The organism is Streptomyces cirratus (assembly GCF_014650775.1).
Lineage (GTDB): Bacteria > Actinomycetota > Actinomycetes > Streptomycetales > Streptomycetaceae > Streptomyces > Streptomyces cirratus.
In genome coordinates this window covers 926128-950051 of the sequence record NZ_BMVP01000001.1, presented here as the reverse complement: position 1 = coordinate 950051, position 23924 = coordinate 926128, and the positions used below count along the sequence as shown (strand labels likewise).

Sequence of the window (23924 nt, the reverse complement as noted above, 5' to 3'; positions counted from 1 at the left end):
GCCGGTGAACGAGGAGCCCCGCGGCTCCGGCGGCTCCCGGTTGCTGATCTTCGCCGCGTGGACCGTGCTGGTGTTCGGGCTGTGGCTGTGGGGGCGGGAGATCACCGGAGTTCCCGCCGCGCCCGCGGGTCAGGCGGGCGGCAGCGGGGCCGTGGTTCCCGGCCTGCCCGCGGTGCACTCCCCGCTGGCGGCGGCCCCGCCCGCGCGGCTGGACGTGCCGTCCCTGGGCATCCAGGCGCCGGTGATCTCGCGCGGCCTGGACCGCGAGGGGGCGATCGAGCCGCCCCCGTACGAGAACCCGGGCACGGTCGGCTGGTGGAGCGGCGGCACGCAGCCGGGCAGGGCCGGGACCGCCCTGCTGGTCGGCCACGTGGACACGCGCTCGAAACCGGCGGTGTTCTACGGGCTGAGCACGGTGCAGCGGGGGGAAAAGGTCGGCGTGGTCCGGTCGGACGGCTCGGTGGCCGAGTTCACGATCGAGGACGTACGGGTCTACGAGCGCGCGGGCTTCGACCCGGGGAAGGCGTACGGCCCCAAGGTGCCCGGCCGCGCCGAGCTGCGGCTGGTGACCTGCGGCGGTACGTACGACAAGAAGGCCAAGCAGTACTCGGCGAACGTGGTGGTCGCCGCCTACCTGACGGGCGTGAAGGGCGGACCCGGTACGGCGGTGTGAGGGACCGCCGTCCGGTCCGGAACGAAGAAACCCCCGCAGCTTTCGCTGCGGGGGTTTCTCCCGTCTGTGCGCCGCCAGGGACTCGAACCCCGGACCCGCTGATTAAGAGTCAGCTGCTCTAACCAACTGAGCTAGCGGCGCTTGCTGACAGGGAAAACTCTACCCCACCTGCGGGGGTGCTCATGACCAGCCGCGCCCGCGTTGTCCGATTAACCCATGTTTGGGGGGTTTATCGTGCACGATATGTCTGGGCCGAGCCGAATCTGATGCCCCGCCAGATACGTGCGCGGCCGGACGAGTGGACGAGCAAGGGGAGTGGACGGACGCATGACGACGCAGCCTCCGGTGCATGTGCAGACGGCGCCATCGGTGCCGATGCCGATGCCGGTCTTCGAGGAGTACGAGCCCGCGGGCGACTGTGTCTGCCTGGGCTGTGTGCACCGGCGCCGCACCCTCGCCCGCGGGCGGGCCATAGCGCTTCGCGACGGCGGGCCCCTGGGCGCGCGCGGCGCCCGCCACGCGCTGGTGCTGGCCACCGCGGCGGGTGTGGTGCTGAGCGGTGGCGGCACGACCGCGCTGGCGACGGCTCGCCCCGCGCCGGGCCCGAGCCCGGTCCCGGTGACGCCGACGCCGCCGAGGCCCCCGTCGGACGGGCCCGGGTCTCCGCAGGGCGGACCGGCGCCACTGCACGGGCCGAAGGGATCACCGGCCAAGCCGCCGGGCCGGCCGGGGGCGCCCGCGACGGTGAGGCGGATCGACCGGTCGACGATCATCAACCGGGCGAAGGTGTGGCTGGAGGAGCAGGTCCCGTACAGCATGTCCGACTACTGGTCGGACGGCTATCGGCAGGACTGCTCGGGCTTCGTCTCCATGGCCTGGAACCTCGGCACGAACGAATGGACCGGCAGCCTCGACAAGTTCGCGAAGAAGATCACCAAGGAGGAGCTGCTGCCGGGGGACATGCTCCTCTTCCACAACCCCTCCGATCCCAACAACGGCTCGCACGTCACCCTCTTCGGCGGCTGGGTCGACGAGACCCGCACGAGCTACATCGCCTACGAGCAGACCCGCCCGACGACGCGCAAGCTGGCCACGCCCTACGGGTACTGGAGCAACGCGACGAAGTACCTCCCGTACCGCTTCACCGGTGTGACGGGCGGGATCCTGCCGGACGGCCCGGGCACCGACCCGAAGCCGACGGCTCCGTCCGCGTTCCCCGGGGCGAAGATGTTCGGGCCGGGTGCGAACAACGAGTACGTGGCGCGCCTGGGCCGGATGCTGATCGACCGGGGCGGGCGGCGCTTCTACCCCAAGGGTCCGAGCACCAAGTGGAGCGAGTCCGACCGGCTGGCGACGCAGGCCTTCCAGAAGGCGCAGGGCTGGACGGGCGCCGAAGCCGACGGCATCCCGGGTGCGCACACGTGGCGGCTGCTGGTCGAGGGGCAGGGCAACGACATCGTGCCGACACCGGATGCCGCGCCGGGGCCCGGCGGGCACCCCGCGTACCCCGGACCGGGGGCGTTCCGGCCGGGGCGGTCCGGCCCGGCGATCGCCGCGCTGAGCCGGCAGCTGATGGCGAAGGGGTTCGGCAAGTACTACACGTCCGGGCCGGGCTCCGTGTGGAGCGAGGCCGACCGGCGCAACGTCGAGGCCTTCCAGCGCGCGCAGGGCTGGCGCGGGGCGTTGGCCAACGGTTATCCGGGCCCGGAAACCTGGCGCCGGCTGTTCGCATGACGGAGGCAACGATGTACCCCACGCGCACCACGACCACGACGGGCACCTTCCCCGTCCCGCCGGCCACCCGCCCCGCCCGCCCCCCGCGCCCGGGCCGCTGGACCACCCACCGCCCGACACCGGTCCCGCTCCCGGGCCCCGCCCTGGGGGAGTGCCCGGGCCTGACCCCGGCCGGGGCCCGGGCGGAGGATCCGGCGGCGGCTTCGGCATCCGCCTCGGCCGCGGTGCCGGGGGAGTGCCCGAATCTGGGCCCGTTCCCGGCCCGGGCGGAGGATCCGGTGGCGGCTTCGGCAGCGGCCTCGGCCTCGGCCCCGACCTGGACGCCGGGCCCGGTGCCGGGGGAGTGCCCGGACCTGAGCCCTGCCCGGGCCCGGGCAGCGGACTCGGCTCCGGTCTGGTCCGCACCGTCGGCCCGGACGGCGGTTCCAGCCGGTCCGGCTGAGACGCCGCGCTCGGCCTCGGGGGCGGCCGCGCCCGACGGCTCGTCCGTGCAGCCGGGTCGGCCCTCTGCCGGGGCGGCGGCTGCGGCCTCGGCCGGGGCGCGGGGAGCGGCCCCCGTTGCGGCTCCTTACGCTCAGGCCCCGGCCTGGCCCGCGTCTCCGGACCGCGCGGTGACCCCGTTCCCGGCCCGGGCGGAGGTACCGGCGGTGGTTCCGGTCCCTGTCCCGGTCCCGGCTCCGGCGGACAGCCCGGGGCCGGCTCCGGCCCGGACGGCCTCGGCCGGGATGGCTTCGCCTCCGGCCCCGGCAGGGGCCCCGTCGCAGGACCCGGCCCAGATGGAAGCCACGGGTCCGACTGCGGCCCCCCTCAGCCCTTCCTCGCAGGCGGGCCCTTCTGCCGGGACGGTGACTCCGCCCCAGTCCGCGGGCCCGTTGGCGGCTCTGACGGCCGCTTCGGCGCCCTCCTCGGAATCGGCTCCGCCCAAGGCTTCGGCTACGGCCCCAGCTTGGTCTGCATCGCCAGCCCGATCCGAGGTACCGGCTGCGGTCGCCGCCCCGCGGGACTCGGGCGGGTCTTCTGCCGGGGCGGCTGCCTTCTCCGCGGCGGAGGCTGCGGCCGGATTCCCGAGGCGGTCCCAGGAGTCGGGCCCGTCGTCTGCCGGGGCGGCTGCCTCGGCATCGGTCCCGGCGGTGGCTTCGCATCAGTTCCCGGCTACGGGCGCAGCATCGGCGGCACCCCCGGCCCGGGGGGAGGCTGCGGCCACGACCGCGTCTCCGGCCCCTAGCGAGGCGGTGGCCCCCTCTCAGGCGCCGGCCCCGGTCCTGAACCCCGGCCCGACTCCGGACGCGGGTCCCGGAACCGGCCCGGCGCCGGTGCCGCAGGCGGTTGCGGTGCCTACTCGGGCGCAGTCCCGGGTCGGGGCCCCTGCCGTCGCGGGCGCTGGAACCGGCTCGGCGCCAGCGCCGGCGCCGGTGCCGCAGGCTGTCGCGGTCCCTGCTCGGACGCAGGCTTCGGCGCCGGCCCCGGCCGGGGCGACTGCCGTCGCGGGCGCTGGAACCGGCTCGGCCCCAGCGCCGGCGCCGATGTCGGTGCCGGTGCCGCAGGCGGTTGCGGTGACTGCTCGGGCGCAGTCCCCGGCCGGGGCCACTGCCTTCGCGAATCCCGGAACCGGCTCGGTGCCGGTGCCGCAGGCGGGCGCTGTGCCTGCTCGGACGCAGGCTTCGGCGTCGGCTCCGGTCGGGGCCACTGCCGTCGCGGGTCCCGAAACCGGCTCCGCGCCGGTCGCGCAGGCGGGCGCTGTGCCTGCTCGGACGCAGGCTTCGGCGCAGTCCCCGGTCGGGGCCACTGCCGTCGCGGGTCCCGAAACCGGCTCCGCGCCGGTCGTGCAGGCGGGCGCTGTGCCTGCTCGGACGCAGGCTTCGGCGTCGGCTCCGGTCGGGGCCACTGCCGTCGCGGGTCCCGGAATCGGCTCGGTGGCGGAGTCGGCCTCGGGTTCCGGCCGGATGCAAGCTCCTGCCCCCACCGGGACCCCGCACCCGGCCCCGGCGCCGCAGGACGGCGCAGCCCCCGAGCGGCACGAGCGGCACGACCGGCTCGGCGGGGAGGGGGGCCGCGGAGACGGTGGGGCAAGGTCGCATCCCGAGGGGATTCCGGCCGCCCGGGGGCAGGCCGCCGCCGGGCAACGGCACCGGCCCGTCGCCGATCTCGTGGCCCGGGCCGTCGCGCGGGTGATGGACCCCGGGGTCAAAGAGGGCCCCGCCCCCGAACCCGCCCCCGAACCCGTACGCGGGACCGCCGTCACCGAGGTCCCCGTACACCTGCCGTTCCTCGGCCAGGCCCTTCCGGCCCCGCACCCCCGCCGGCAGCCCCCCGCGCCCCCGGCCGCCAAGCCGGCCACCGCCGGCCGCCGCGTCCCCCGGGGCGACGACGGCCTCCGCGAGCACCGCGGCCCCGTCCTGCCCGGCTGGTGCGCCGTCGGCATCGGCGCGCTCGCCCTCACCGGCTGCACGGCAGTGCTCTGGCGGGCCGGCGCCACCCCCGACGTCCTCGCCGTCGCCTTCGGCATGCCCCCCCGCGCCTACCACGGCCTGCCCGCCACCTCCTGGCCCCCGCTCGCCTTCCTCGGCATCGTGGCCCTGCTCGCCCTCGGCGGACTCGGCCGCGCCAAAGCGGGGCACGCCTGGGTGCTCACCCTCTTCGGCCGCTACCGCGGCACCGTCCGGCGGACCGGCCTCACCTGGGTCAGCCCGCTCCTGCTGCGCCGCCGGGTCGACGTACGGCTGCGCCACTGGCGCAGCGAGCCCATGCCCGCCGTCGACGCCGGCGGCCTCGCCCTCCGGGTCGTCGTCCAGGTGGTCTGGCAGGTCAAGGACACCGCCCGGGCCACCTTCGCCGTGGCCGACCACACCGCGTACCTCGCCGAGCAGGTGGAATCGGCCATGGCCCGGGTCCTGTCCCGGCTCCCGGCCGACGCCTTCCACGAGGACGCCCCCACCCTGCGCGACGCCGAGGCGGTCGGTGACGCGCTGACCCGGATGGTGGCGGCCGAAACCGAGGCCGTCGGGATCGAGGTTTTCTCCGCCCAGCCCACCCGCATCGAGTACGCCCCCGAGGTCGCCGAGGCGATGCGCCGCCGCCGGGTCGCGGCGATCGACGCCAAACACCGGGACACCGTCCTGAGCTCGGTCGTGGACGCCGTCGACGACACCGTCCACCGGCTCACCTCGCGCGGGATCGTCGAACTGGACGACTACGAGCGCAAGGCCCTGGTGAAGGACCTGACCGTCGCCTTCTACACCGGGCGAGCCGACCAGTAACAAACACAGGACATCACCACGGAACGGGTGGCCGGTTGTGACCGGACCACCCGTTCCCCGTTTGGTATGGACATGGCCAACTCCCGTCAATAACCTGGAACTTGGTCTAGACCTGCACCCGCACAACCCGCACAACCCGCACGACCCGAACGCCATCCCCACCGCGTGCGCACGCTCTCCCGCCCGACTCCCCCCACGTCCAAGGAGCATCATGCGTCTCCTCCGCATGCCCAAACGGTCCGCCGCCGCGCTCGGTCTCGGCGTCCTGGCCACCGTCACCTTCGCCGGCGCCCCCACCGCCAGCGGCCACGGCTACACCGACACCCCCATCAGCCGCCAGAAGCTCTGCGCCAACAAGACCGTCCCCGACTGCGGCCCCATCCAGTGGGAGCCGCAGAGCGTCGAGGGCTACAAGGGCTTCCCCGCGGCCGGCCCCGCCGACGGCCAGATATGCTCCGGCGGCCACAGTGAGTTCGCCCAGCTCGACGACCCGCGCGGCGGCGCCTGGCCCGCCACCGCCGTGAGCAGCGGCCAGAGCTATTCCTTCCGGTGGCAGTTCACCGCCAACCACTCCACCACCGACTTCAAGTACTACGTCACCAAGAACGGCTGGGACCCCAAGAAGCCCCTCACCCGGGCCTCGCTCGACCCCCAGCCCTTCCTCACCGTCGCCTACAACGGCGCCCGCCCCGCCATGACCACCGTCCACCAGGGCACCATGCCGAGCGGGAAGACCGGCCGTCACATGATCCTCGCGGTCTGGACGGTCAACGACACCCCGATGGCCTTCTACGCCTGCTCCGACGTTCAATTCTGACGTCTCGTCAGCTAACCTCCGGCGGCATGCGGACGACACCCGAAACCGTCGCGGAGCTCATAGCGCGCCAATGGGGCGACCACCGGCCCGGGCTGAGGTACGAGAGCACCGTCCTCACCCACCACCAGAGCGCCCGGGCGACCGCCGCACGCGCCGCGCTGCTCGTCGACCTCTTGCCGCCGGGGGCGGAGCCGCACATCGGCGTGCTGCTCGACAACACCCCGGAGTTCCCGTTCTGGCTCGGCGCGGCGGCCCTCGCGGGGGCCGCCGTCGCCGGGATCAACCCCACCCGGCGCGGCCCCGAACTGGCCCGCGACATCCTGCACACCGAATGCCGGATCCTGGTCACCGAACCCGCCCACCTTCCCCTGCTGCGCGGCCTCGACCTGCCCGGCGTACGGATCCTCGTGACCGGGAGCGAGGAGTACGCCGCCCTCCTCGCCCCCTTCGCCACCGCCACCCCGGGCGAGGCGGTCCTCGGCTCCGGTCCTGGCCCCGGCTCCCGCCTCCTCCTCTACTTCACCTCCGGCTCCACCGGCGCCCCGAAGGCCGCCGTGTGCCGCCAGGGCCGGCTGGCCGCCGCCGGAGCCTCCCTGGCCCGCACCTTCCGGGTCACCCCGGACGACGTCCACTACATCTGCATGCCGCTCTTCCACGGCAACGCCGTCATCGCCGACTGGCTGCCCGCCCTCGCCGGGGGCGCCTCGGTCGCGCTGCGCCGCCGGTTTTCGGCCACCGCGTTCCTCGACGACGTACGGGCCCACGGGGCGACGTACTTCACCTACGTCGGCCGGGCCGTCCAGTACCTCCTCGCCACCGAGCCCCGCCCCGACGACCGTGACCACACCCTTCGCCTGGGCTTCGGCACCGAGGCCGGAGCGGTCGACGCGGCCCGCTTCGCCGAGCGGTTCGGGGTCCGGCTGGTGGAGGGCTACGGGGCGACCGAGGGCGGCGCCTCCGTCCAGCGGACCCCCGGCACCCCGGCGGGCGCCCTGGGCCGGGCCGCACCCGGGGACGACCTCGCCGTCATCGACCCGGAGACGGGCAAGGAGTGCCCGCCGGCCCGACTGGACGGGCGGGGCCGCCTCCTCAACGGGGAGGAGGCCATCGGCGAGCTGGTCAACCGGGGCCGCAGCCTCTTCGAGGGCTACTGGCGAAACCCCGAAGCCGAGGCGGCCCGCACCCGCGACGGCTGGTACTGGACCGGGGACCTCTTCTTCCGCGACCCGGAGGGCTTCCTCTACTTCGCGGGCCGCACCGACGACCGGCTGCGGGTCGACAGCGAGAACCTGGCGGCGGCGGTGATCGAGAACATCCTGGCACGCTGGCCCGAGGCCTCGGCGGCCGCCGTGTACGCGGTCCCCGACGAGGTCGCGGGGGACCAGGTGATGGCAGCCCTGGCCCTGCGCGGGGGCGCGGCCTTCGACCCGCGCGCGTTCGAGGCCTTCCTCGCGGCCCAGCCCGACCTCGGTACGAAGATGGCCCCGCGTTACGTCCGCGTCCTCGACGCACTGCCGGTGACGGCGACGAACAAGGTCCACCGGGTCGCCCTGCGCCGCGCGGGTTTCCTCGTGCCCGAACCGGTCTGGTGGCGCCCGCCCGGCGCCGACGGCTACCGCCGCCTCGACGAGGAAGGCCTGCGCGCGCTGCTCGCGGCGTACGAGACCCGGGGCCGCCGGGACCTCCTGGACCGCTGAGGCAACCGACCGGGGCGGCCGCCCGTCTTGAAGGAGAAAGGCGACAAGGGGGGTGGTGCGATGAAGGCGAGGACGACGACGGCCGCGGTCGGCCGGTCGGTGGTGGCCGGGGCGCTGTGCGTGCTGCTCGCGGCATGCGGCACGCGCGTGGCGGGCACCGCCTCCCCGTCCGCCGACCCGGCCCCGCCGACCTGCGCGCCCAACCTCCCCACGGAGGAGGAGACGGGCGGTCCGCCCAACCTCCCCACGGAGGAGGAGACGGCGACCACGCCGAACATCCCGACCGAGGAGGAGACGGGGACCACCCCGAACATCCCCACGGAAGAGGAAACGGGCCGCACCCCGGACATCCCCACCGAGGAGGACACGGCAGGCCCGCCGAACCCGCCGACCGACCAGGACGGCGGGACTCCCGGGCCGCCCACCGACGGCGCGCCGGCCTGCCAGGTGGTCGACGGCTGGTACGACATGACCCGCGACTTCAACGAGTACTACGCCCGCCACCGCACGGAGGAGGACACCTTCATGCCCGCGGGCAGCGTCACCCAGGTGCGGATCCGCAAGACGGCCCACAACACCGAGGCCTGGATCACGTTCTCCACCGGGGCGGTCGGCAAGGGCGAGGGTGAGGACGCCCGCCGCGTCGCCCGGGTCTTCGGCGCCTGGCGCCAGGAGGTCTTCGGGGACCGGGGCACGGTCGGGGTGCGGACCGAGCGCGAGGTCAAGGTCAGCACCACCTGGTGATCGCCTGAGGCGCCGGTAGTGGTTTTGAGCACCCCACGGGACCAGGTAGTATTTTCTCTGTCAGGCGCCGCTAGCTCAGTTGGTTAGAGCAGCTGACTCTTAATCAGCGGGTCCGGGGTTCGAGTCCCTGGCGGCGCACCTGTACTTCGGGCGGTTCCCGGTTCACCGGGAACCGCCCGAAGTGTTTTCCGGCCTCACGCCCCGGCCTTCACGCCCCCGGCCTCCACGTCCCGCCCGTCACAGGGTGAGCGACAGCAGCAGCGGCGCGGCCTTCCGGTTCAGCGCGTCCGCGGCGGCCCGCAGGCGGTGCGCGTGCTCGACCGGCATCGACAGGGCCAGGCAGCCGACGGAGGCCCCGGCGGTGATCGGGACCGCTGCGCAGACGGTGCCGACGGCGTATTCCTGGAGGTCGAGTACCGGGACGGTGGCCGGCTGGCTGTCGAGCTTCGAGAACAGGATCCGCTCGTTCACGATCGTCTTCGAGGTGAGCCGGGCGATCTTGTGCCGGGCCAGGTGGTCACGGCGCCCGTTCTGGTCGAGCTGGGTGAGCAGGCACTTGCCGACCGCGCTGGCGTGCGCCGCCGAGCGGAAGTCGACCCACTCGTGCACCTTCGGGGTGCGGGGGCTGTCCGCGAACTGCGTGATGCGGACCTCGCCGTCCACGTACCGGCTGATGTAGACCGCCGCGCCGACCGAGTCCCGCAGTCGGTCCAGGGTCTCCTGGAGCTTCTCCTGCAGCGCCTGTTTCCGGTCGCTCCCCGAGCCGAGCAGGACCAGTGAGTCCCCTATGGCGTAGGCGCCGTCGGACACCTGCAGGACGTACCCCTCCCGGCGCAGCATGAGGAGCATGGGCGCGAGGTGGGCCGCGGGCAGGCCGGTCTCACGTCCGATCTGTGCGTCCGTCACGCCACCGGTGTGGCGCGCGATCGTTTCGAGTACGCGAAGCGCGTACTGCACCGAGTGGAACGGCGCGGTCGGCTCGGGCTTCAGCGCCACGGTTTCCCCCTACCAGGTTGTTACCGCTTGCCCTACCACGATAGCCATCAAGAGGCCCATCCGGAGCGCCTGTTGATGAGATTGATGGCTCAATCAAGTCGCTTCGCCAGCAGGTATCCGAGTGGCATATGCCTATGGCAAGTCCTCGGTATGAACATCTTCCCGGTCTGCCGGGAATGCCCGGCCTCGGCCCATGGTTCGAATTCTTCGTACGGACGTGAAGGAGAGCGGCATGGGACGGGAGCGACGATGAGTGACGCCGGGGACGCGAGGGACGCGGGGAAGGGTGCAGACGCGGCCGGGAGCCCGAACGTGAGTACGGGGGAGGTGCCGGGCGCGCGGGCGGGCGCGGAAGCAGGCGCCGACCCCGCGGACCCCGTTCGCGGGCGGGCTCGGGGCCGGGCGCCGGTGCCGCTGTCGGTGCTGGACCTCGTCACCGTCGGGTCCGGCAGCACCGCGTACGAGTCGCTGCGCACCAGCGTGGCGATCTCCCGCCTGGCGGAGTCCCGCGGCTACCACCGCCACTGGGTCGCCGAGCACCACTCCATGCCCGGAGTGGCCAGCTCCTCCCCGGCGGTGATCCTGGCCCACCTCGCCGCCCACACCTCCCGGATCCGGCTCGGATCGGGCGGCGTCATGCTGCCCAACCACGCCCCGCTGACCGTCGCCGAGCAGTTCGGGACCCTGGAGGCCTTCGCCCCGGGCCGGATCGACCTCGGCCTCGGCCGCGCCCCCGGAACCGACCCCGGCACGGCGGCCGCATTGCGCGGGCCCGCGCGGGCGGAGGAGGCGCACGACGAGTTCCCGCGCCGCCTCGGGGAGTTGGTCCGCTTCCTGGACGACAGCTTCCCCGACGGGCACCCCTACGCACGGGTCCATGCCGTACCGGGGCCGGTGCAGGGTCCCGTCGGGCGGCCACCGGTGTGGCTGCTCGGCTCCTCCGGGTTCAGCGCCCGCCTCGCCGGCGAGCTGGGCCTGCCCTTCGCGTACGCCCACCACTTCTCGGCGGCCGGGACGCTGCCCGCGCTCGACCTGTACCGGCAGAGCTTCCGCCCCTCGGCGGTGCTGGACGCCCCGTACGCCGTCATCGGGGTCTCGGCGCTGGCCGCGGACACCGAGGAGGAGGCGCGGGCCCAGGTGTTGACGGGCGCGCTGTCGATGCTCCGGCTGCGCTCCGGCCGGCCCGGTCTCGTCCCGACGCCCGAGGAGGCGGCCGCGTACCCGTTCTCGCCGCTGGAGCGGGAGTTCGTGGACGGCTGGACGGCGAACATCGTGCACGGCACGCCCGATGAGGTGCGTTCCGGGCTCGACGCGCTGGTCGCGCGGACGGGGGCGGACGAGCTGATGCTGACGGCCAACGCCCACGGCGGAGCAGCCCGGTTGCGCTCCTACGCTCTCGTAGCAGATGCGTACGGGATGCCCGTGGAGGGCTCGCTTCCGGCTTGAGTCCGGGAGAACGGGGTTCGGCTGGTTCGTTGCCGAAACCTTGCGGGAGTGTGGCTTAGGGGAGTCTTAAACCGCTCGTCACCAGGGGTGGCGGGCGGTTTCCCGTATGCGCCCAGGGCTCTGACGAGCGAGTTTGACCGCCGAGTGGTCTAGTCCTTGTTTGGTCCAAACCATTGACTGGGGCATCGGGTGATCGCTATCACTTCTCTCACCCGAAGCTGACGCATCCCCTCCCACCCCCACGGAGTCAGTTCATGCACATCCGTAAACCCCTCATCGCGGCCGCCGCCACGGCCGCGCTGGCAGCCGGAGCGCTGGCCACCTTCGCGGGACTCGGCACCGCACAGGCCGCGGGCGCCGCCGGCACCACCGCGGCGGCCGCGGGCAACGTCAAGATCGCCTACTACGACCAGTGGAGCGTGTACGGGAACGCCTTCTACCCCAAGCACCTCGACACCCGCGGCATAGCGGGCAAGCTGGACGTCATCAACTACTCGTTCGGCAACATCCACCCCACCGACCTCACCTGTTTCGAGGCCAACAAGGCGGCGGGCGACGACAACAACGCCGGCGCCGGTGACGGGGCGGGCGACTCCTACGCCGACTACCAGAAGTCGTTCGGCGCGGCGGACAGCGTCAGCGGGGTCGCCGACAAGTGGGACCAGCCGATCGTCGGCGTCTTCAACCAGTTCAAGCAGCTCAAGGCGAAGTACCCGAACCTCAAGATCAACATTTCGATCGGCGGCTGGACGTACTCGAAGTACTTCAGCGACGCGGCGAAGACCGACGCCTCCCGCAAGAAGCTCGTCTCCTCCTGCATCGACCAGTACATCAAGGGCAATCTGCCGGTCGAGGGCGGCTACGGCGGCCCGGGCAGCGCGGCCGGGATCTTCGACGGGATCGACATCGACTGGGAGTACCCCGGTTCGGCGGGCGGCCACCTCGGCAACCACTACGCCCCCGAGGACAAGCAGAACTTCACGCTGCTGCTCAAGGAGTTCCGTACCCAGCTCGACGCCTACGGCCAGGCCAACGGCGGCAAGAAGTACCTGCTGACCTCGGCGCTCCCGGCCGGCCAGGACAAGATCAAGTACATCGAGACGGACAAGATCGGCGCGTACCTCGACTACGCGAACATCATGACCTACGACATGCACGGCGCCTGGGACGGCGACGGGCCGACGTACCACCAGTCCCCGCTCTACCCCTCGGCGGCCGACCCGACCGACCCCATCGCGCCGGGCACCGAGAAGTACAGCATCAAGAACGCCATCGACTCCTGGCTCGACGGCAACCCGGCCTACGGCATCGCGGGCGGCTTCCCCGCCAACAAGCTGACGCTCGGCTACGAGTTCTACTACCGCGGCTGGAAGGGCGTCCCCGCCGGAGCCGCGGGCGGCCTCGCCCAGACGGCGACCGGTCCCTCCGCCGCCCGGCCCACCAGCCAGCAGGCGGGCATCGCCAACTACAAGGAGCTCGGCGGGATCGTCGACAACCCGGCGGTCACCTTCTGGGACGACCAGGCGAAGGCCTCGTACTTCTACAAGGACGGCGAGTTCTTCACCGGCCTCAACCAGAAGTCGATCCAGGCCCGGGTCGACTACGGCAAGCAGCGCGGTCTGGCCGGCGCGATGATGTACTCCCTGCTCGGCCTGGACGACAAGACCACGCTGCTGAACCAGATCTCCACCGCCCTCGGCGGCTCCACCCAGCCCCCGGTCACCCCGACCGCGACCCCCACGCCCACCCCCACGCCCACCGCGACGGCGACGCCGACCCCCACCGCCACGCCCACGACGGGCTGCACCGCCCCCGCCTACGCCGCGGGCACGGTCTACACCGGCGGCAACGAGGTCTCGCACAAGGGCCACAAGTGGAAGGCCCAGTGGTGGACGCAGAACGAGGAGCCCGGCACCACCGGTGAATGGGGTGTCTGGAAGGACCTCGGCGCCTGCTGATCTCCCCCCACCCCGCGCCGAGCGGCCCTGCGTCCCGACCCCAGCCAGGGGTGCGGGGCGCAGGCGTGCGCGGCGCCGGTCCGTCAGGGGCCGGTGCCCTCGGGGCGGGTGCCGATCATCTCCGCGATGCGTTCCGGGGCCACCGCGCGGGAGTAGAGCCAGCCCTGGCCGGTGTCGCAGCCGACGCGGCGCAGGCGGGCCGCCTGGCCGGCCGTCTCCACGCACTCCGCCGTCACCGTCAGGCCCAGCCGGTGCGCCAGCTGCACCAGCGCCTCGACGATGGTCTCGTCGGCCGGGTTGGGGTGGGCGCCCTCCTCGTAGCGGAAACCGCGCACGAAGGAGCCGTCCAGCTTGAGCACCGACACCGGCAGCCGGCTGAGGTAGGCGAGGTTGGAGTACCCGGTGCCGAAGTCGTCGATGGCGATCCGTACGCCCATGTCGCTCAGCGCCTGGAGCGCCTGCAACGGCCGTCCCGCCGAACCCATGACCGCCGACTCCGTCAGCTCCAGCTGGAGCAGCTGCGGGGCGAGGCCCGTCTCGGCGAGGATCTCCGCGACGTCACCCACCAGGTCCGAGTCCCACACCTGCCGCACCGCGACGTTCACCGACACGAACACCGGCGAGTCGCTGGGCTGCTCGATCTGCCAGCGCCGCGCCTGCCGGCAGGCGGTCCGCAGCACCCATTGACCCAGCTGGACGATCGAGCCGTCTTCTTCCGCAATTCCGATGAACCGATTCGGCGTCAACGTCCCGAACTGCGGGTGGTTCCAGCGCACCAGCGCCTCCACCCCGCGCACCGCGCCGCTCTCCAAGTCCACCAGCGGCTGGTACTCCAGCTCGAACTCGCCCCGCTCCACGGCCGGCCGCAGCGTGGACGAGAGCGCCTGACGGGTCATGCGGTGCGCGTTGCGTTCCGGGTCGAACAGGGTCCAGCGGGCCTTGCCGTCCGCCTTCGCCCAGTACAGGGTCGTGTCCGCGGCCTGCATCAGGCCGGTCGCCGAGGTCCCGGCGGCGGCCCGTTCCACCACGCCGATGGACGCCGACACCGACAGCCGCTGCCCGGCCAGGTCGAACGGCTCCTGTACGGCGGTCAGTACGCTGCGGGCCAGCTCCGCGAGCTGCTCCGTGCCGGTGGAGTCCTCGACCAGCAGTGCGAACTCGTCGCCGCCGAGCCGGGCCACCAGGTGCCCGCTGGTGCGCCCGTAGCCGGACTGGTCGGCGCACTGCGTCAACCGGGCCGCGACCGCGGTCAGCAGCCGGTCGCCGACGCGGTGGCCGAGGGTGTCGTTGACCGCCTTGAAGCCGTCGAGGTCCAGGTAGCACAGGCCGATCCGGCCCGTGCCGCCGTCCTCGTACGAGGCGGCCTCCAGGGCGGCGGAGAGCCGCTCGAAGAACAGCGCCCGGTTGGGCAGCCGGGTGACGGGGTCGTGCATCTGGAGGTGGCGCAGCCGGGCCTGGAGGTCGCGGCGGTCGCTGATGTCGGCAACGGACAACAGGACGTCCCGGGTTCCGGGTACGGGCCCCAACGTCACCTCGGTCCACAGCGAGTGCCCGTCGGGGTGCTTGAGCCGGCGGGTGCAGCGCAGTCGCGCCTGGCGCCCGCGGAGCACCTCCTGGTACGCGTGCCAGGTCCGGGCCTCCGCCGCCAGGTCGACCAGCTCCGCCGCGGCCCGCTCGACGAGTTCGTGCGGGTCGGCGCCCAGCAGGGCGGCGAGGGCCTTGTTGGCGGCGACGACGTAGCCCTCGCGGTCGACCACGGCCATCGCGAGGTGCGCCGCGTCGAAGGCGGCCCGGAAGTCGCGTGCTCCCGGGGCGGGCCGGGTGGGCGAGGCCATCGACGCGACCTCCGGCTCGCTCGACATGCCCGGCAGGGCCGGCACTGCTGGGTGACGCTCCGTAATGGCCGATCGGATGCTGTCGGCCGCCGAACCGGTTCCCTCTGAGGTTCCGCTCACCGTTGGCTCCCGCAGTGCTCGTGAGTGTCCGTGCAGGAAAGTGTGCCGATCATAGAGGCTGCCGGACGGCCCTATCCAGCGGCGTCGCCGGGCGGACGGACCTACTTCGGTGGGATGACGCCGTGATGACGGTTCGTCGGCCTGACCACGGGTGATCGTTTCTGCGCGGCTGTGAGCATGCGGAGCCCGTCATTGATCTCCGGTGACCGGTCGTGACGGTCCGTAGGCAGTGCCGTGAAGTCCGGGGGTCACCGACTTGCCCTACTGCTCACTCATGTGGGGCACCGGAACAGGGCATAAGTAAGACAATCGCCTCAAGGTGGACGAGATGGTACGAATCCACCACCGGAGGTCGATGTGCCGCCCCAGCAGACACCCGGGGGAGTGGACCATCCCGGCATCCGAAGTGCCGCGGCGGTTCTCACCTCCATGGCCGCGGTCGCCGCCATGTCGCTCGTCGCCACCCCCGCGGCCGCCGCGTCCGGCGCGGGCCCCTGCGCCCTGACCCGCACGGCCGCCCACCACTCCCTCGGCCTGGACACCTGGAACCGCGCCTACCCCAGACCCGTCCGCACCCTGCACGCGGTCATGGTCTTCCTCTCCTTCCCCGACCACCGCGCCGCCGTCACCCCGCAGCAGCTGACGGCTGACTACTTCCCCGCCACCAGCGAGTTCTTCGAGCGCGCCTCCTACGGGCGCTTCCGGCTGGTTCCGCATCCGCAGAAGCAGTGGGTCGCGATGCCCAGGCCGTCCACCGCGTACGGGATGCAGCGCGACTGGGCGCCCGAGGCCCGCGCGGCCTACCTGCGGGACGCGGTCGCGGCCGCCGACCCCTCGGTCGATTTCAGCCAGTACGACGTCGTGTACTTCGTCGCCGACCCCAACGCGCCCGGAGTGGACTCGGACGCCACCAAGGTCGTCAACTTCGACCGGCCCCTCGTCGCCGACGGCACGCAGCTGCGGCGGATCGTGACCGTCTTCGAGCGGCACCCGCCGGACCGCAACGTCCTGGCGCACGAGACCGGGCACGTCTTCGACCTGCCCGACCTCTACCACCGGCCGACGGACGGCAAGGGCGACTGGGACACGTACGTCGGGGACTGGGACGTCATGGGCAGCCAGTTCGGGATGGCGCCGGACCTGTTCGCCTGGCACAAGTGGAAGCTGGGCTGGCTCGACGCCTCCCAGGTGGACTGCGTGCCCTCGGGCACCTCCCTGCACACCCTCCAGCCGATCGCCGAGGGGGTCCCGAGGGGCGGTTCCGGCGGGACCCGGCTCGCGGTGGTGCGCACCGGCCCGGGCAGCGCCATCGCCGTCGAGGCCCGCGGCTCCGCCGGCAACGACGCGGACACCTGCACCGAGGGCGTACTGGTCTACCGGGTCCGCAACGAGGCGGCCTCGGGCGGCGGCCCGATCGAGGTGATGGACGGCCACCCGCGCACGGAGGCCTGCTGGGACCGCTCGGTCTACCCGCCGCTGGCGGACGCCCCGCTGGAGGTGGGCGAGGCGTTCACGGTGCCGGGAGAACGGATCCGCATCGAGGTGGCGGACCGGACGCCCTCGGGCGCCTACACGGTCAAGATCACGACATAGGGACCCGGGAGCGGCCGTCCGGGCACACGAAGAAGGCCCCCACTCGCGTGGGGGCCTTCTTCCGTCTGTGCGCCGCCAGGGACTCGAACCCCGGACCCGCTGATTAAGAGTCAGCTGCTCTAACCAACTGAGCTAGCGGCGCCTGCTGACGTCGTAGACATTAGCATCCCGATCGGCGGAACGAAAAATCGATACCTGCAGGCGGGCGGCGTGCAAGAACGCCCACAGCAGCGTGTCGGGCCCGGGCAGCCGGGGCCGCCGGGAGTCCGGTGCCACCAGCCAGCGCGAGGGTCCGGCCACCGCGAGGAGCGGCGGAACGGTGACGGCGTCGCCCGGCCCGTGACAGATCGGGGCCGCCGCGTCCGCGCTCCACCCTCCCCCCGGCTTCGTCGGGGGTTCCCCCACCCAGGCGAGCAGGGCGGGCAGCCGCTGCGCCGTGCCGGGGGCGGCGAAGAGCAGCATCCGGCCGCGGTGCACGGCGGCGGGCCCGCAGCCGGGACCCTCGGCCCAGAGCAGGTCGAGCATCCGCCGGCCGAGCACGAGCGGGACGTTGACGACGTCGAAGGCGACCCCGCAGGGCAGCACCGCCGGGGCGGCGGGCCGCTCCTCCCACACCGTGAGGGCGCTGCGCGGGTGGGTGCACGCGGAGGCGAGCCAGGCGGCGCCCTCGTGGGTGACCTGGGTTGCGGGCTCGGGGCGGACGTCGAGGGCGGGAGCGGGGCAGCCGGTCAGGGTCGTCATGCCCCAGGTCTACCGCCGGTAGTGGCGCGACTCCCCCGGGTTACCGAAAATCCGGACACGGCGGAGGGAACCGGAGTATGGTGCGCCCCGCATATGCCACGGGCCGCGGCACCCGACAGCGCTTGCCGTGCCGCGACCCCGCCCGTCGCCCGGCCGGCAGCGCTCACCCGGGCCCTACGCCTCGTCCGGGCCGCCGCCGCGCTGGAGGCTCTCGCCGAACTCGATCATCTTCACGGCGTAGTCCTCGGTCCACTCCGCCCGTTCCGCGATCTCGGAGGCGGGCAGCCGGTCGAACCGGCGCGGATCGGCCAGCTGCGCCGCCGCCAGCGCCTGGAACTCGACGGCCCGGTCCTGCGCCGCCCGGAAGGCCAGCGTGAGCTCGGTGGCGCGGGTCAGCAGCTCCCGCGGGTCCTCTATCGACTCCAGGTCGAAGAAGTGCTCGGGGTCCGAGGCCGCCTCCGAGGGCTCGAAGAGCAACGGCGCGGGCCGCAGCCTCCGCTCGGTCCGCTCGGGCTCTGCCATGCCTGTCCTCCTGTGTGCTGCGCGCGAATCCTTCCGGGCCACCCTCCATTGTCCAACGTCCCGCAAGGGCGCACTCGCGCCCGCGCGCGCCTCAGGCGGAGACGGGTTCCGAGGCCAGGGCGGCGACCTCGTCCAGCATCCCGGCCAGCTCCTCGGCGAGGCCTTCCGGGGCCTGGAAGCCGTCCGGGCCGATGAGGGCGTTGATGCCGGGGACGGCCACCCGGCGCTCGGTGGGGAGCATGCCGAGGCGGGTCAGGACCGGCAGCAGCATCTCGGCGGCCGGGGCGCCGCCCGTCGGGCCCGCGCTGTAGCTGAACAGGGCGACCGGCTTGCCGCCCCACTCCTTGTAGAGGAAGTCGATGGCGTTCTTGAAGGGCGCGGTGAAGCCGCCGTTGTACATCGGCAGGACGAAGACGAACGCGTCGGCGGAGTCGACCAGGGCGCTCCACTCCAGGGTGTGCGGGTTCGTGTAGACGCCGCTGGAGGCGTACTCGGGCTCGTCGAGGAAGGGCAGGGCGATCTCGGCGAGGTCGACGGAGGTGACCTCGAAGCCGCCGTGGGCGCGCGCCCGTTCGCCGACCCATGCGGCGAGCGGGCGGCCCGAGGAGGTGGGGCGGGTGGCGGCGGAAATGACGTGCAGGCGGGTCATGGTCGAACTCCCGTGTGGCGTGGGTGTGCTGTCTCGGCGACAGTCTGGTCGCTGCCGCGCCCCGCACAAAGCCGCGTCCGCCTGCTGTGTCACACCCGCCGGGCAACCCTCAGGTGAGCGCCAGGGCCCTGACGCCCGAGAGCAGGGGGATCGGCTCGTAGTTCCCGTCGCCCGCGCCGCAGGACGGCTCGGCGCCGGCGGTGTCGGAGACGTTCGTGCCGGCCCTGAACCGCCCGTCGTCGCTGGGCGCCACCGTCGTGAAGTGGTCGTTGAAGCGGGTGAAGTAGTACACGCACTGCTCCAGGTTCAGGTACTTCCCGGCCCTCAGGTCCAACGCCTTGACGGCCGACAGCAGGGGGATGAGCCGGTAGCCCTCGGCGCCCGGTTCGCAGGACGGCTTGGTGTCGGCGGTGTCGGAGACGTTCGTGCCGGCCGAGAACCCGCTGGTGGTGTCCGGGATCACCGTGGTGAGGTGGTCGGTGCCGCTGTCGGAGTAGTAGACGCACTGGTGGAGGTTCAGGTAGCGCCCGGTCCTCAGGTCGAAGGTGGTGAACCACGACCTGTTGACGTTCTCCCGGTAGTTGCCGTCACCCCGACCGCACGACAGCGTGTGGTCGGCGGTGTCCGAGACGTTCGTCCCGGTCCTGAACCGCCCGTCGTCGCCCGGTCCCACCATCGTGATCGTGTTCGTGTTGGGGAGCAGCGCGAAGTACACGCACTGGTGCAGGTTCAGGTAGGCGCCCGCGAGCCGGTCCCGCTCCGCGCCGGAAGCCGGTGCCGTCACGAGAGTGAGCACGGCGGCGCCGACGGCGGTGGCGAGCCACCTCCTGGCGTGTCCCGTAAAGCGCACGACCGTCCCCTTTCCGCTGTTCCGTCCACGCGGACGCAGGGGTAGCAGAACACGTACCACGGCCGGGGGGCCGGCGGTTGCGCGCGCAGTTCACCCCAAGGGGTGCAGGGCCCCGGGCGCGGAATCCGTGGGTCAGGGCCGCCACGGGATGCGGTGGTCGGACCAGAAGTCCCAGGTCGACATCATCGCCTCCCAGCCGTCCGGGAACTTCACCGTCACGCCCAGCTGGACCGGTTCCGTCGACGGGTGGTCGTCCAGGAGGGCCGCGATGCCCGCGCGGGCCACGATCACACAGGCGTGGCGGTGGCGGGAGGCCAGGACGCACAGGCGGCCCGTCTCCAGGTGGAAGGCCGTGGCGTCGGGGCGGCCCGACAGGGGGTGCAGGACCACCGTCAGGTCGTACTCGCGGCCCTGGAGGCGGTTCGCGGTGTCCACGGTGACGCCCGTGACGCCGAGGCCGGCCAGGGCCGTACGGACGGCGGCCGCCTGGTCGCGGTGGGCGGTGCCGACGGCGATCCGGTCCGCCGTCAGCGGGGTCGGGCCGCCCGGGTGCTCGTCCTGCGTCACCGCGCCGCGGTCCAGGGCCCGGCGGACCACCAGCGCCACCGCCGCGACCGCCTCCGGATCGGTGCGCGGGGCGTGCCGCGCGGGCAGCTCCAGCAGGCCCCACCCCGACTCGGCGGCCTCGTCCAGCACCCGGTCCGGGCCCGACCCGTCGGAGGCGACCCCGTACGACAGCCGCCGCTCACCCGGGCCCGTACCGCTGCGGAACCGGCTGTAGGGGTAGAAGGCGCGCGAGACCAGCGGGGCCGCCGATGCCGGCAGCCGCCACGACACCGGCAGCCGGTGCTGCGGCAGCCCTGGGTTGTGCGCCAGCAGCGTGGACACCGCCGACGCCGAAGGGTCGTAGGACAGCCCCGCCCACTGCTCGGCGCCGACGACGCTGAACGGGTCCAACTGCCCCGGGTCGCCCACGAACAGCGCCCGCTCGAACAGCCCGGCCACGGCCAGCAGCGCGTCGGAGCGCATCTGGTAGGCCTCGTCCACGATGGCGTGCTCCCACGGCTCGGCGTCCTTCACGTACGCCCACTTCGCCGCCGTCGACACGGTGACCGGAAGCTCCGTGAGGTCCCCCGGCTTGGCAGAGAGGGTGACCGAGGGCAGCTCGCGCAGCGCGGGATCGTAGGCGTCGCCCTCACTGCTGTGCAGCCGGCCGACCTTCAACCCCGGATCCTTCTCGTGCAGCCGCAGCACCAGGTCGTCCACCTGGGCGTTGGTCTGCGCGACGATCATCAGCCGGCGCCCCGCGGCGGCGAGTTCCCGGGCGGCCCGCACCACCAGCGTGGACTTCCCGGCCCCGGGCGGGGAGTCCACGACCACACCCCGGTCGGTGCCGTGCAGGGTGTCGTGCAGGATGGCGGCGGTCGCCTGGGCGGCCGCGGCCCCCGGGTCGAAGGCGGTCAAAGGATGTCTCCGTCGGTGACCGGGTCGGGGAGGGGAAGCGCGGCGGTCGCCGATCCCGGGGGGCCGCCGTGGGTCCACGGGGTCTGCTCCGGGTCCGGCAGCTTCGGGCCGCCGCGCGCGTCGTGCTCGAACAGCGTCCAGCAGAGCCGGTCGCCCTTCTCCGGGACCGTGCCCGGCGCCGGTTCCCGGCCCGAGCCCATCTTGTCGAGCAGCCGCAGCACGATCCCCCCGGCCCCTTCGAAGCGTACGAACTCGGCGGCCTGCGGGCGCCCGTCCAGCGACCGGAACACCTTCGCGGCGGCCCCGTCGGCCAGTTGGGGCCGGTCCTCGGTGACCACCGTCACCAGTGGCCGCGGGCGCGGGCGCGCCGACTCGCTCCACTCCATGACCACTTCGGTGACCTCACCGGCGAACGCCTCGCCCGCCAGGCGCCGCCCCGCCATCACCAGGGGGTCGTCCAACGCCTCCTGGGCGTCGAGCCGCACCTGCTCCGTCTCCCGCGTGGCCAGCTTCTGCGCCGCCGTCACCGCGTCGTCGCGGCGCGGCTGCGGCGGCTCACCCGCCCGTACGCGGTCGCGGTGGGCGGTGTACGACCAGCGGTCGCGGGTCCAGCGTTCACCGGTCCGCTCACCAGCGGGCAGGGCGCGCAGCAGGTCCAGGGAGCGCCACACCGCGTCCCACGTGGGCCGCAGCTGCCCCTCGACCAGCTCGCGCAGCGTCCGTCCGGCCCGGTCGGCGGCGTCCCGGTCGTCCGCGGCGCGCGCGGCGTCGTAGCGGGCCATCGCCGGGGCCAGCAGCTTGTTGTCGAAGGCCGGGTCGGTGGCGGGCCCGGCGGGCGGGACCAGCAGCTGCCCGTCCCGGTCGCGGGCCAGTTCCGCGCGCAGGGCGGCTTCCGCGCCGGTCCCCGGGCCGTTTTCGCCGCCCGGCGGGGCGATCCAGGCGAGCAGGGCGCCCAGGTGCTGGTCCTCGACGCTGCTCTGACCGGTCGCCCAGTGCCGGGCCAGCAGCTCGGTCGCCGACAGCAGGAGTGCGGACCCGGGCACCCGGGAGCGTTCGGCGAGGTGGGTGAACCAGCGTCCCAGCAGCGGCACCTGAGTGGGCACCGGATACGGGTTCTCGGGATCCTCCTCCGCGGTGCGCCGGAACCGCATCGACCGCCCGAGCAGCCGCACGTACTCCACGCCCGCCCGGCTCGGCACGATCAGCTGCGGCGCGTCCACGCACAGCTCGGTCTCCACCTTGACCCGCTTGCCGGTCTCGGGGTCGGTCTCGGTGCGCTCGGCCGGCTCGACGTCGTCGGCGTACGCGTCGATGTACGGCATCACCTGCCGCGCCAGCTCCGCCAGGAACTCCCAGCGCAGGTCCCGGTCACGCGGCTGCGGTATGACCAGCAGGCACGGGTCGTGCCGGTCGGTGCCGACCAGCGCGCCGAGCGGCGCCCCCGCCTCGCCGGAGGTCGTCAGCGGTACGAGGACCAGCGGGCGCCCGCTCAGATGCCGGTGCCGTACGGTCGCCAGGGGCCGGGCCCGGCCCGAGCGGACCGCCTCCAGCCGCGCGAGGGTGTTCAGCAGGGGCATGCGGAGTCCTCCGACGGGGTGCGGGCGGGCGCGAGCGCCAGCGCCTCGGCGCGCAGCCGGGCGGCCTGACGCAGTGCGGCCGCGGTCGGGTCCTCGGCGGGCCCGGCTCCGGCGGCGGCCGCCAGGGCCTCCCCGACGGTGCCCAGCCCGCCCAGCTCGGCCCGCAGCGACCGGCCGAGTGCGCCCACCTCGTCGGCGGCGCGGGCCCGCTGCCGGCAGTGGAAGGCCAGCTCGCAGGCGGCCAGGCACTCGGGGGCGTAGGCGGCGGGCACCGCCGAGACGGCCCGGTCGAGTTCCTCGGCGGGGCGCGCGGGATCGAAGCACAGGTCCTCGGGCAGCAGGGCGGCCAGTTCCTCGACCCGGGTCAGCCGCTCCAGCTGGCGCCGGGTGACGGAGCGCTCCCGGCGCACGTCGACCGGCGCGGCGGTGGGCAGGTTGGAGAAGTCCTTGGGGCAGACCAGCAGCACCTCGTGGCCCACGGCGGCCCCGGGCAGCTTCCCGGCGGTGTTCTCCAGGGCCAGCACGTACACGGCCGCCTGACGTGCGGCGGCCCCCACCTTCGCCGGGTCGGCGCCCCCGTCGATCATCGGGAACGACTTGATCTCCACCACCGTCCAGCGTCCGTCGGGGTGCACCACGACGGCGTCCGGCTCCAGGTACGCGGGGGAGCCCGCCACCTCCAGGGCCAGCATCGGGTGGTCCAGCAGTGTCCAGGCGCCGGCGGAGGTCGCCTCGCGCAGCGCGAGGGCGGTGCGGGCGGCGCGTCCCTGGGGGCCGGCGGCGGTGAGGTCGGGGACGAGGGCGGCCGCGCCGGGCGGCTCGGCTCCGGCGCCGAGGTGTTCGTGGACCAGGCGCAGCAGCTCCGCTCCGCCGTCGCCCTTGACCTTGGCCTCGAAGGAGTTGCCCCGGACGATGGCGAACTGCGACTGCCCGAAGGCGGAGGGCGAACCGAGGGCCGTGGCGAGGGCGGTCTTGTCCACGCCGGCGCCGTCGAGCAGGGCCCGTCTGCCGCAACCCGGGTTGGCGGCGAGGGCGGCGAGCGCGCGGGCGTCGAGCGGACGGGGCGGCACGGCGGGGCCGCGCAGGTCGGCGAGCCGCTGCCGCAGGGGGGTCGTCTGCGGAGTCGTCTGCGGGGGGACGCTGGGCGGGTAGGAGCTCACGGGCGGAAGTGTCCCATCCGCCACTGACAATCGTGGCCCTACGCCTGAAATCCGGCTGCGTCGCCCGGGCGCGGCTGCCGGTGTGCGGGAC

The 23924-nt window shown here is 73.6% G+C and carries 18 protein-coding genes and 3 tRNA genes; 10 read left to right on the top strand and 11 right to left on the bottom strand.

Annotation, left to right across the window (positions count from 1 at the left end; all coding sequences use genetic code 11):
* Positions 1-4: 4 nt before the first annotated feature.
* A complete protein-coding gene (locus IE207_RS04285) occupies positions 5-673 on the top strand; it encodes a class F sortase (RefSeq protein ID WP_190182598.1) in 669 nt (222 codons plus the stop codon).
* Positions 674-740: 67 nt separating this feature from the next.
* Here IE207_RS04285 and IE207_RS04280 read toward each other — a convergent pair.
* Positions 741-814, bottom strand: a tRNA-Lys gene (locus IE207_RS04280).
* Between the two features lie 234 nt (positions 815-1048).
* Between IE207_RS04280 and IE207_RS04275 the strand changes: the two genes are divergently transcribed.
* The 6 genes from IE207_RS04275 to IE207_RS04250 all read left to right on the top strand — a co-directional run bounded on the left by IE207_RS04275 (position 1049) and on the right by IE207_RS04250 (position 9060).
* Positions 1049-2407 carry a peptidoglycan-binding protein gene (locus tag IE207_RS04275; RefSeq protein ID WP_190182791.1) on the top strand — a complete coding sequence of 453 codons (1359 nt, stop codon included), beginning with the start codon at positions 1049-1051 and terminating at the stop codon, positions 2405-2407.
* A gap of 1943 nt (positions 2408-4350) precedes the next feature.
* Positions 4351-5664 (top strand): SPFH domain-containing protein, encoded by a 1314-nt coding sequence (locus tag IE207_RS04270; RefSeq protein ID WP_229873301.1) that lies wholly within the window; start codon positions 4351-4353, stop codon positions 5662-5664.
* Positions 5665-5875: 211 nt separating this feature from the next.
* The gene (locus tag IE207_RS04265; RefSeq protein WP_229873299.1) at positions 5876-6481 is read left to right on the top strand and encodes a lytic polysaccharide monooxygenase auxiliary activity family 9 protein; all 606 of its coding nucleotides are present in this window, start codon (positions 5876-5878) and stop codon (positions 6479-6481) included.
* 26 nt (positions 6482-6507) lie between these two features.
* Positions 6508-8178, top strand: a complete 1671-nt coding sequence (locus IE207_RS04260; RefSeq protein WP_190182597.1) for an AMP-binding protein — start codon at positions 6508-6510, stop codon at positions 8176-8178.
* A 60-nt stretch (positions 8179-8238) separates the two neighbouring features.
* Positions 8239-8922 carry a hypothetical protein gene (locus tag IE207_RS04255; RefSeq protein WP_190182596.1) on the top strand — a complete coding sequence of 228 codons (684 nt, stop codon included), beginning with the start codon at positions 8239-8241 and terminating at the stop codon, positions 8920-8922.
* A gap of 64 nt (positions 8923-8986) precedes the next feature.
* Positions 8987-9060 (top strand) — tRNA-Lys (locus tag IE207_RS04250).
* A 99-nt stretch (positions 9061-9159) separates the two neighbouring features.
* Here IE207_RS04250 and IE207_RS04245 read toward each other — a convergent pair.
* A complete protein-coding gene (locus tag IE207_RS04245; protein WP_190182595.1) occupies positions 9160-9918 on the bottom strand; it encodes an IclR family transcriptional regulator in 759 nt (252 codons plus the stop codon).
* 312 nt (positions 9919-10230) lie between these two features.
* Here IE207_RS04245 and IE207_RS04240 point away from each other — a divergent pair, with 312 nt between their 5' ends.
* A complete protein-coding gene (locus tag IE207_RS04240) occupies positions 10231-11364 on the top strand; it encodes an LLM class flavin-dependent oxidoreductase (RefSeq protein WP_229873297.1) in 1134 nt (377 codons plus the stop codon).
* A gap of 254 nt (positions 11365-11618) precedes the next feature.
* Positions 11619-13322, top strand: a complete 1704-nt coding sequence (locus tag IE207_RS04235) for a glycosyl hydrolase family 18 protein (protein WP_190182593.1) — start codon at positions 11619-11621, stop codon at positions 13320-13322.
* Between the two features lie 83 nt (positions 13323-13405).
* On the opposite strand, the gene IE207_RS04230 is transcribed toward IE207_RS04235, so the two are convergent.
* On the bottom strand, positions 13406-15313 hold the full coding sequence (locus IE207_RS04230) for a putative bifunctional diguanylate cyclase/phosphodiesterase (RefSeq protein WP_190182788.1): 1908 nt from the start codon (positions 15311-15313) through the stop codon (positions 13406-13408).
* Between the two features lie 321 nt (positions 15314-15634).
* On the opposite strand from IE207_RS04230, the gene IE207_RS04225 reads away from it, so the two are divergent.
* A complete protein-coding gene (locus IE207_RS04225) occupies positions 15635-16870 on the top strand; it encodes a M6 family metalloprotease domain-containing protein (protein ID WP_190182592.1) in 1236 nt (411 codons plus the stop codon).
* 68 nt (positions 16871-16938) lie between these two features.
* Here IE207_RS04225 and IE207_RS04220 read toward each other — a convergent pair.
* The 8 genes from IE207_RS04220 to IE207_RS04185 form a co-directional block, all read right to left on the bottom strand.
* Positions 16939-17012, bottom strand: a tRNA-Lys gene (locus tag IE207_RS04220).
* The gene (locus tag IE207_RS04215; protein WP_190182591.1) at positions 17003-17611 is read right to left on the bottom strand and encodes a bifunctional DNA primase/polymerase; all 609 of its coding nucleotides are present in this window, start codon (positions 17609-17611) and stop codon (positions 17003-17005) included. Before IE207_RS04215 ends, IE207_RS04220 begins: the two co-directional genes overlap by 10 nt.
* Positions 17612-17785: 174 nt before the next feature.
* On the bottom strand, positions 17786-18133 hold the full coding sequence (locus IE207_RS04210) for a DUF8844 domain-containing protein (protein WP_190182590.1): 348 nt from the start codon (positions 18131-18133) through the stop codon (positions 17786-17788).
* 91 nt (positions 18134-18224) lie between these two features.
* Positions 18225-18782: an NADPH-dependent FMN reductase gene (locus IE207_RS04205; RefSeq protein ID WP_190182589.1), complete on the bottom strand. Its 558-nt coding sequence runs from the start codon at positions 18780-18782 to the stop codon at positions 18225-18227.
* Positions 18783-18891: 109 nt separating this feature from the next.
* Positions 18892-19632, bottom strand: coding sequence for a hypothetical protein (locus tag IE207_RS04200; RefSeq protein ID WP_190182588.1), 741 nt, complete (start codon positions 19630-19632; stop codon positions 18892-18894).
* A 132-nt stretch (positions 19633-19764) separates the two neighbouring features.
* Positions 19765-21096, bottom strand: a complete 1332-nt coding sequence (locus tag IE207_RS04195; protein WP_190182587.1) for an AAA domain-containing protein — start codon at positions 21094-21096, stop codon at positions 19765-19767.
* Positions 21093-22673, bottom strand: coding sequence for a hypothetical protein (locus tag IE207_RS04190; protein ID WP_190182586.1), 1581 nt, complete (start codon positions 22671-22673; stop codon positions 21093-21095). Before IE207_RS04190 ends, IE207_RS04195 begins: the two co-directional genes overlap by 4 nt.
* Positions 22661-23833: a hypothetical protein gene (locus IE207_RS04185; protein ID WP_190182585.1), complete on the bottom strand. Its 1173-nt coding sequence runs from the start codon at positions 23831-23833 to the stop codon at positions 22661-22663. Before IE207_RS04185 ends, IE207_RS04190 begins: the two co-directional genes overlap by 13 nt.
* Between the last annotated feature and the right edge of the window lie 91 nt (positions 23834-23924).

What these genes read in the sequence shown, in the direction of transcription:
- IE207_RS04265 (WP_229873299.1), top strand. Translation starts at nt 5,876, where the DNA reads ATGCGTCTCCTCCGCATGCCCAAACGGTCCGCCGCCGCGCTCGGTCTC.
- IE207_RS04205 (WP_190182589.1), bottom strand. Translation starts at nt 18,782, where the DNA reads ATGACCCGCCTGCACGTCATTTCCGCCGCCACCCGCCCCACCTCCTCG.
- IE207_RS04215 (WP_190182591.1), bottom strand. Translation starts at nt 17,611, where the DNA reads ATGACGACCCTGACCGGCTGCCCCGCTCCCGCCCTCGACGTCCGCCCC.
- IE207_RS04255 (WP_190182596.1), top strand. Translation starts at nt 8,239, where the DNA reads ATGAAGGCGAGGACGACGACGGCCGCGGTCGGCCGGTCGGTGGTGGCC.
- IE207_RS04260 (WP_190182597.1), top strand. Translation starts at nt 6,508, where the DNA reads ATGCGGACGACACCCGAAACCGTCGCGGAGCTCATAGCGCGCCAATGG.
- IE207_RS04210 (WP_190182590.1), bottom strand. Translation starts at nt 18,133, where the DNA reads ATGGCAGAGCCCGAGCGGACCGAGCGGAGGCTGCGGCCCGCGCCGTTG.
- IE207_RS04235 (WP_190182593.1), top strand. Translation starts at nt 11,619, where the DNA reads ATGCACATCCGTAAACCCCTCATCGCGGCCGCCGCCACGGCCGCGCTG.
- IE207_RS04270 (WP_229873301.1), top strand. Translation starts at nt 4,351, where the DNA reads ATGCAAGCTCCTGCCCCCACCGGGACCCCGCACCCGGCCCCGGCGCCG.
- IE207_RS04190 (WP_190182586.1), bottom strand. Translation starts at nt 22,673, where the DNA reads ATGCCCCTGCTGAACACCCTCGCGCGGCTGGAGGCGGTCCGCTCGGGC.
- IE207_RS04275 (WP_190182791.1), top strand. Translation starts at nt 1,049, where the DNA reads ATGCCGATGCCGGTCTTCGAGGAGTACGAGCCCGCGGGCGACTGTGTC.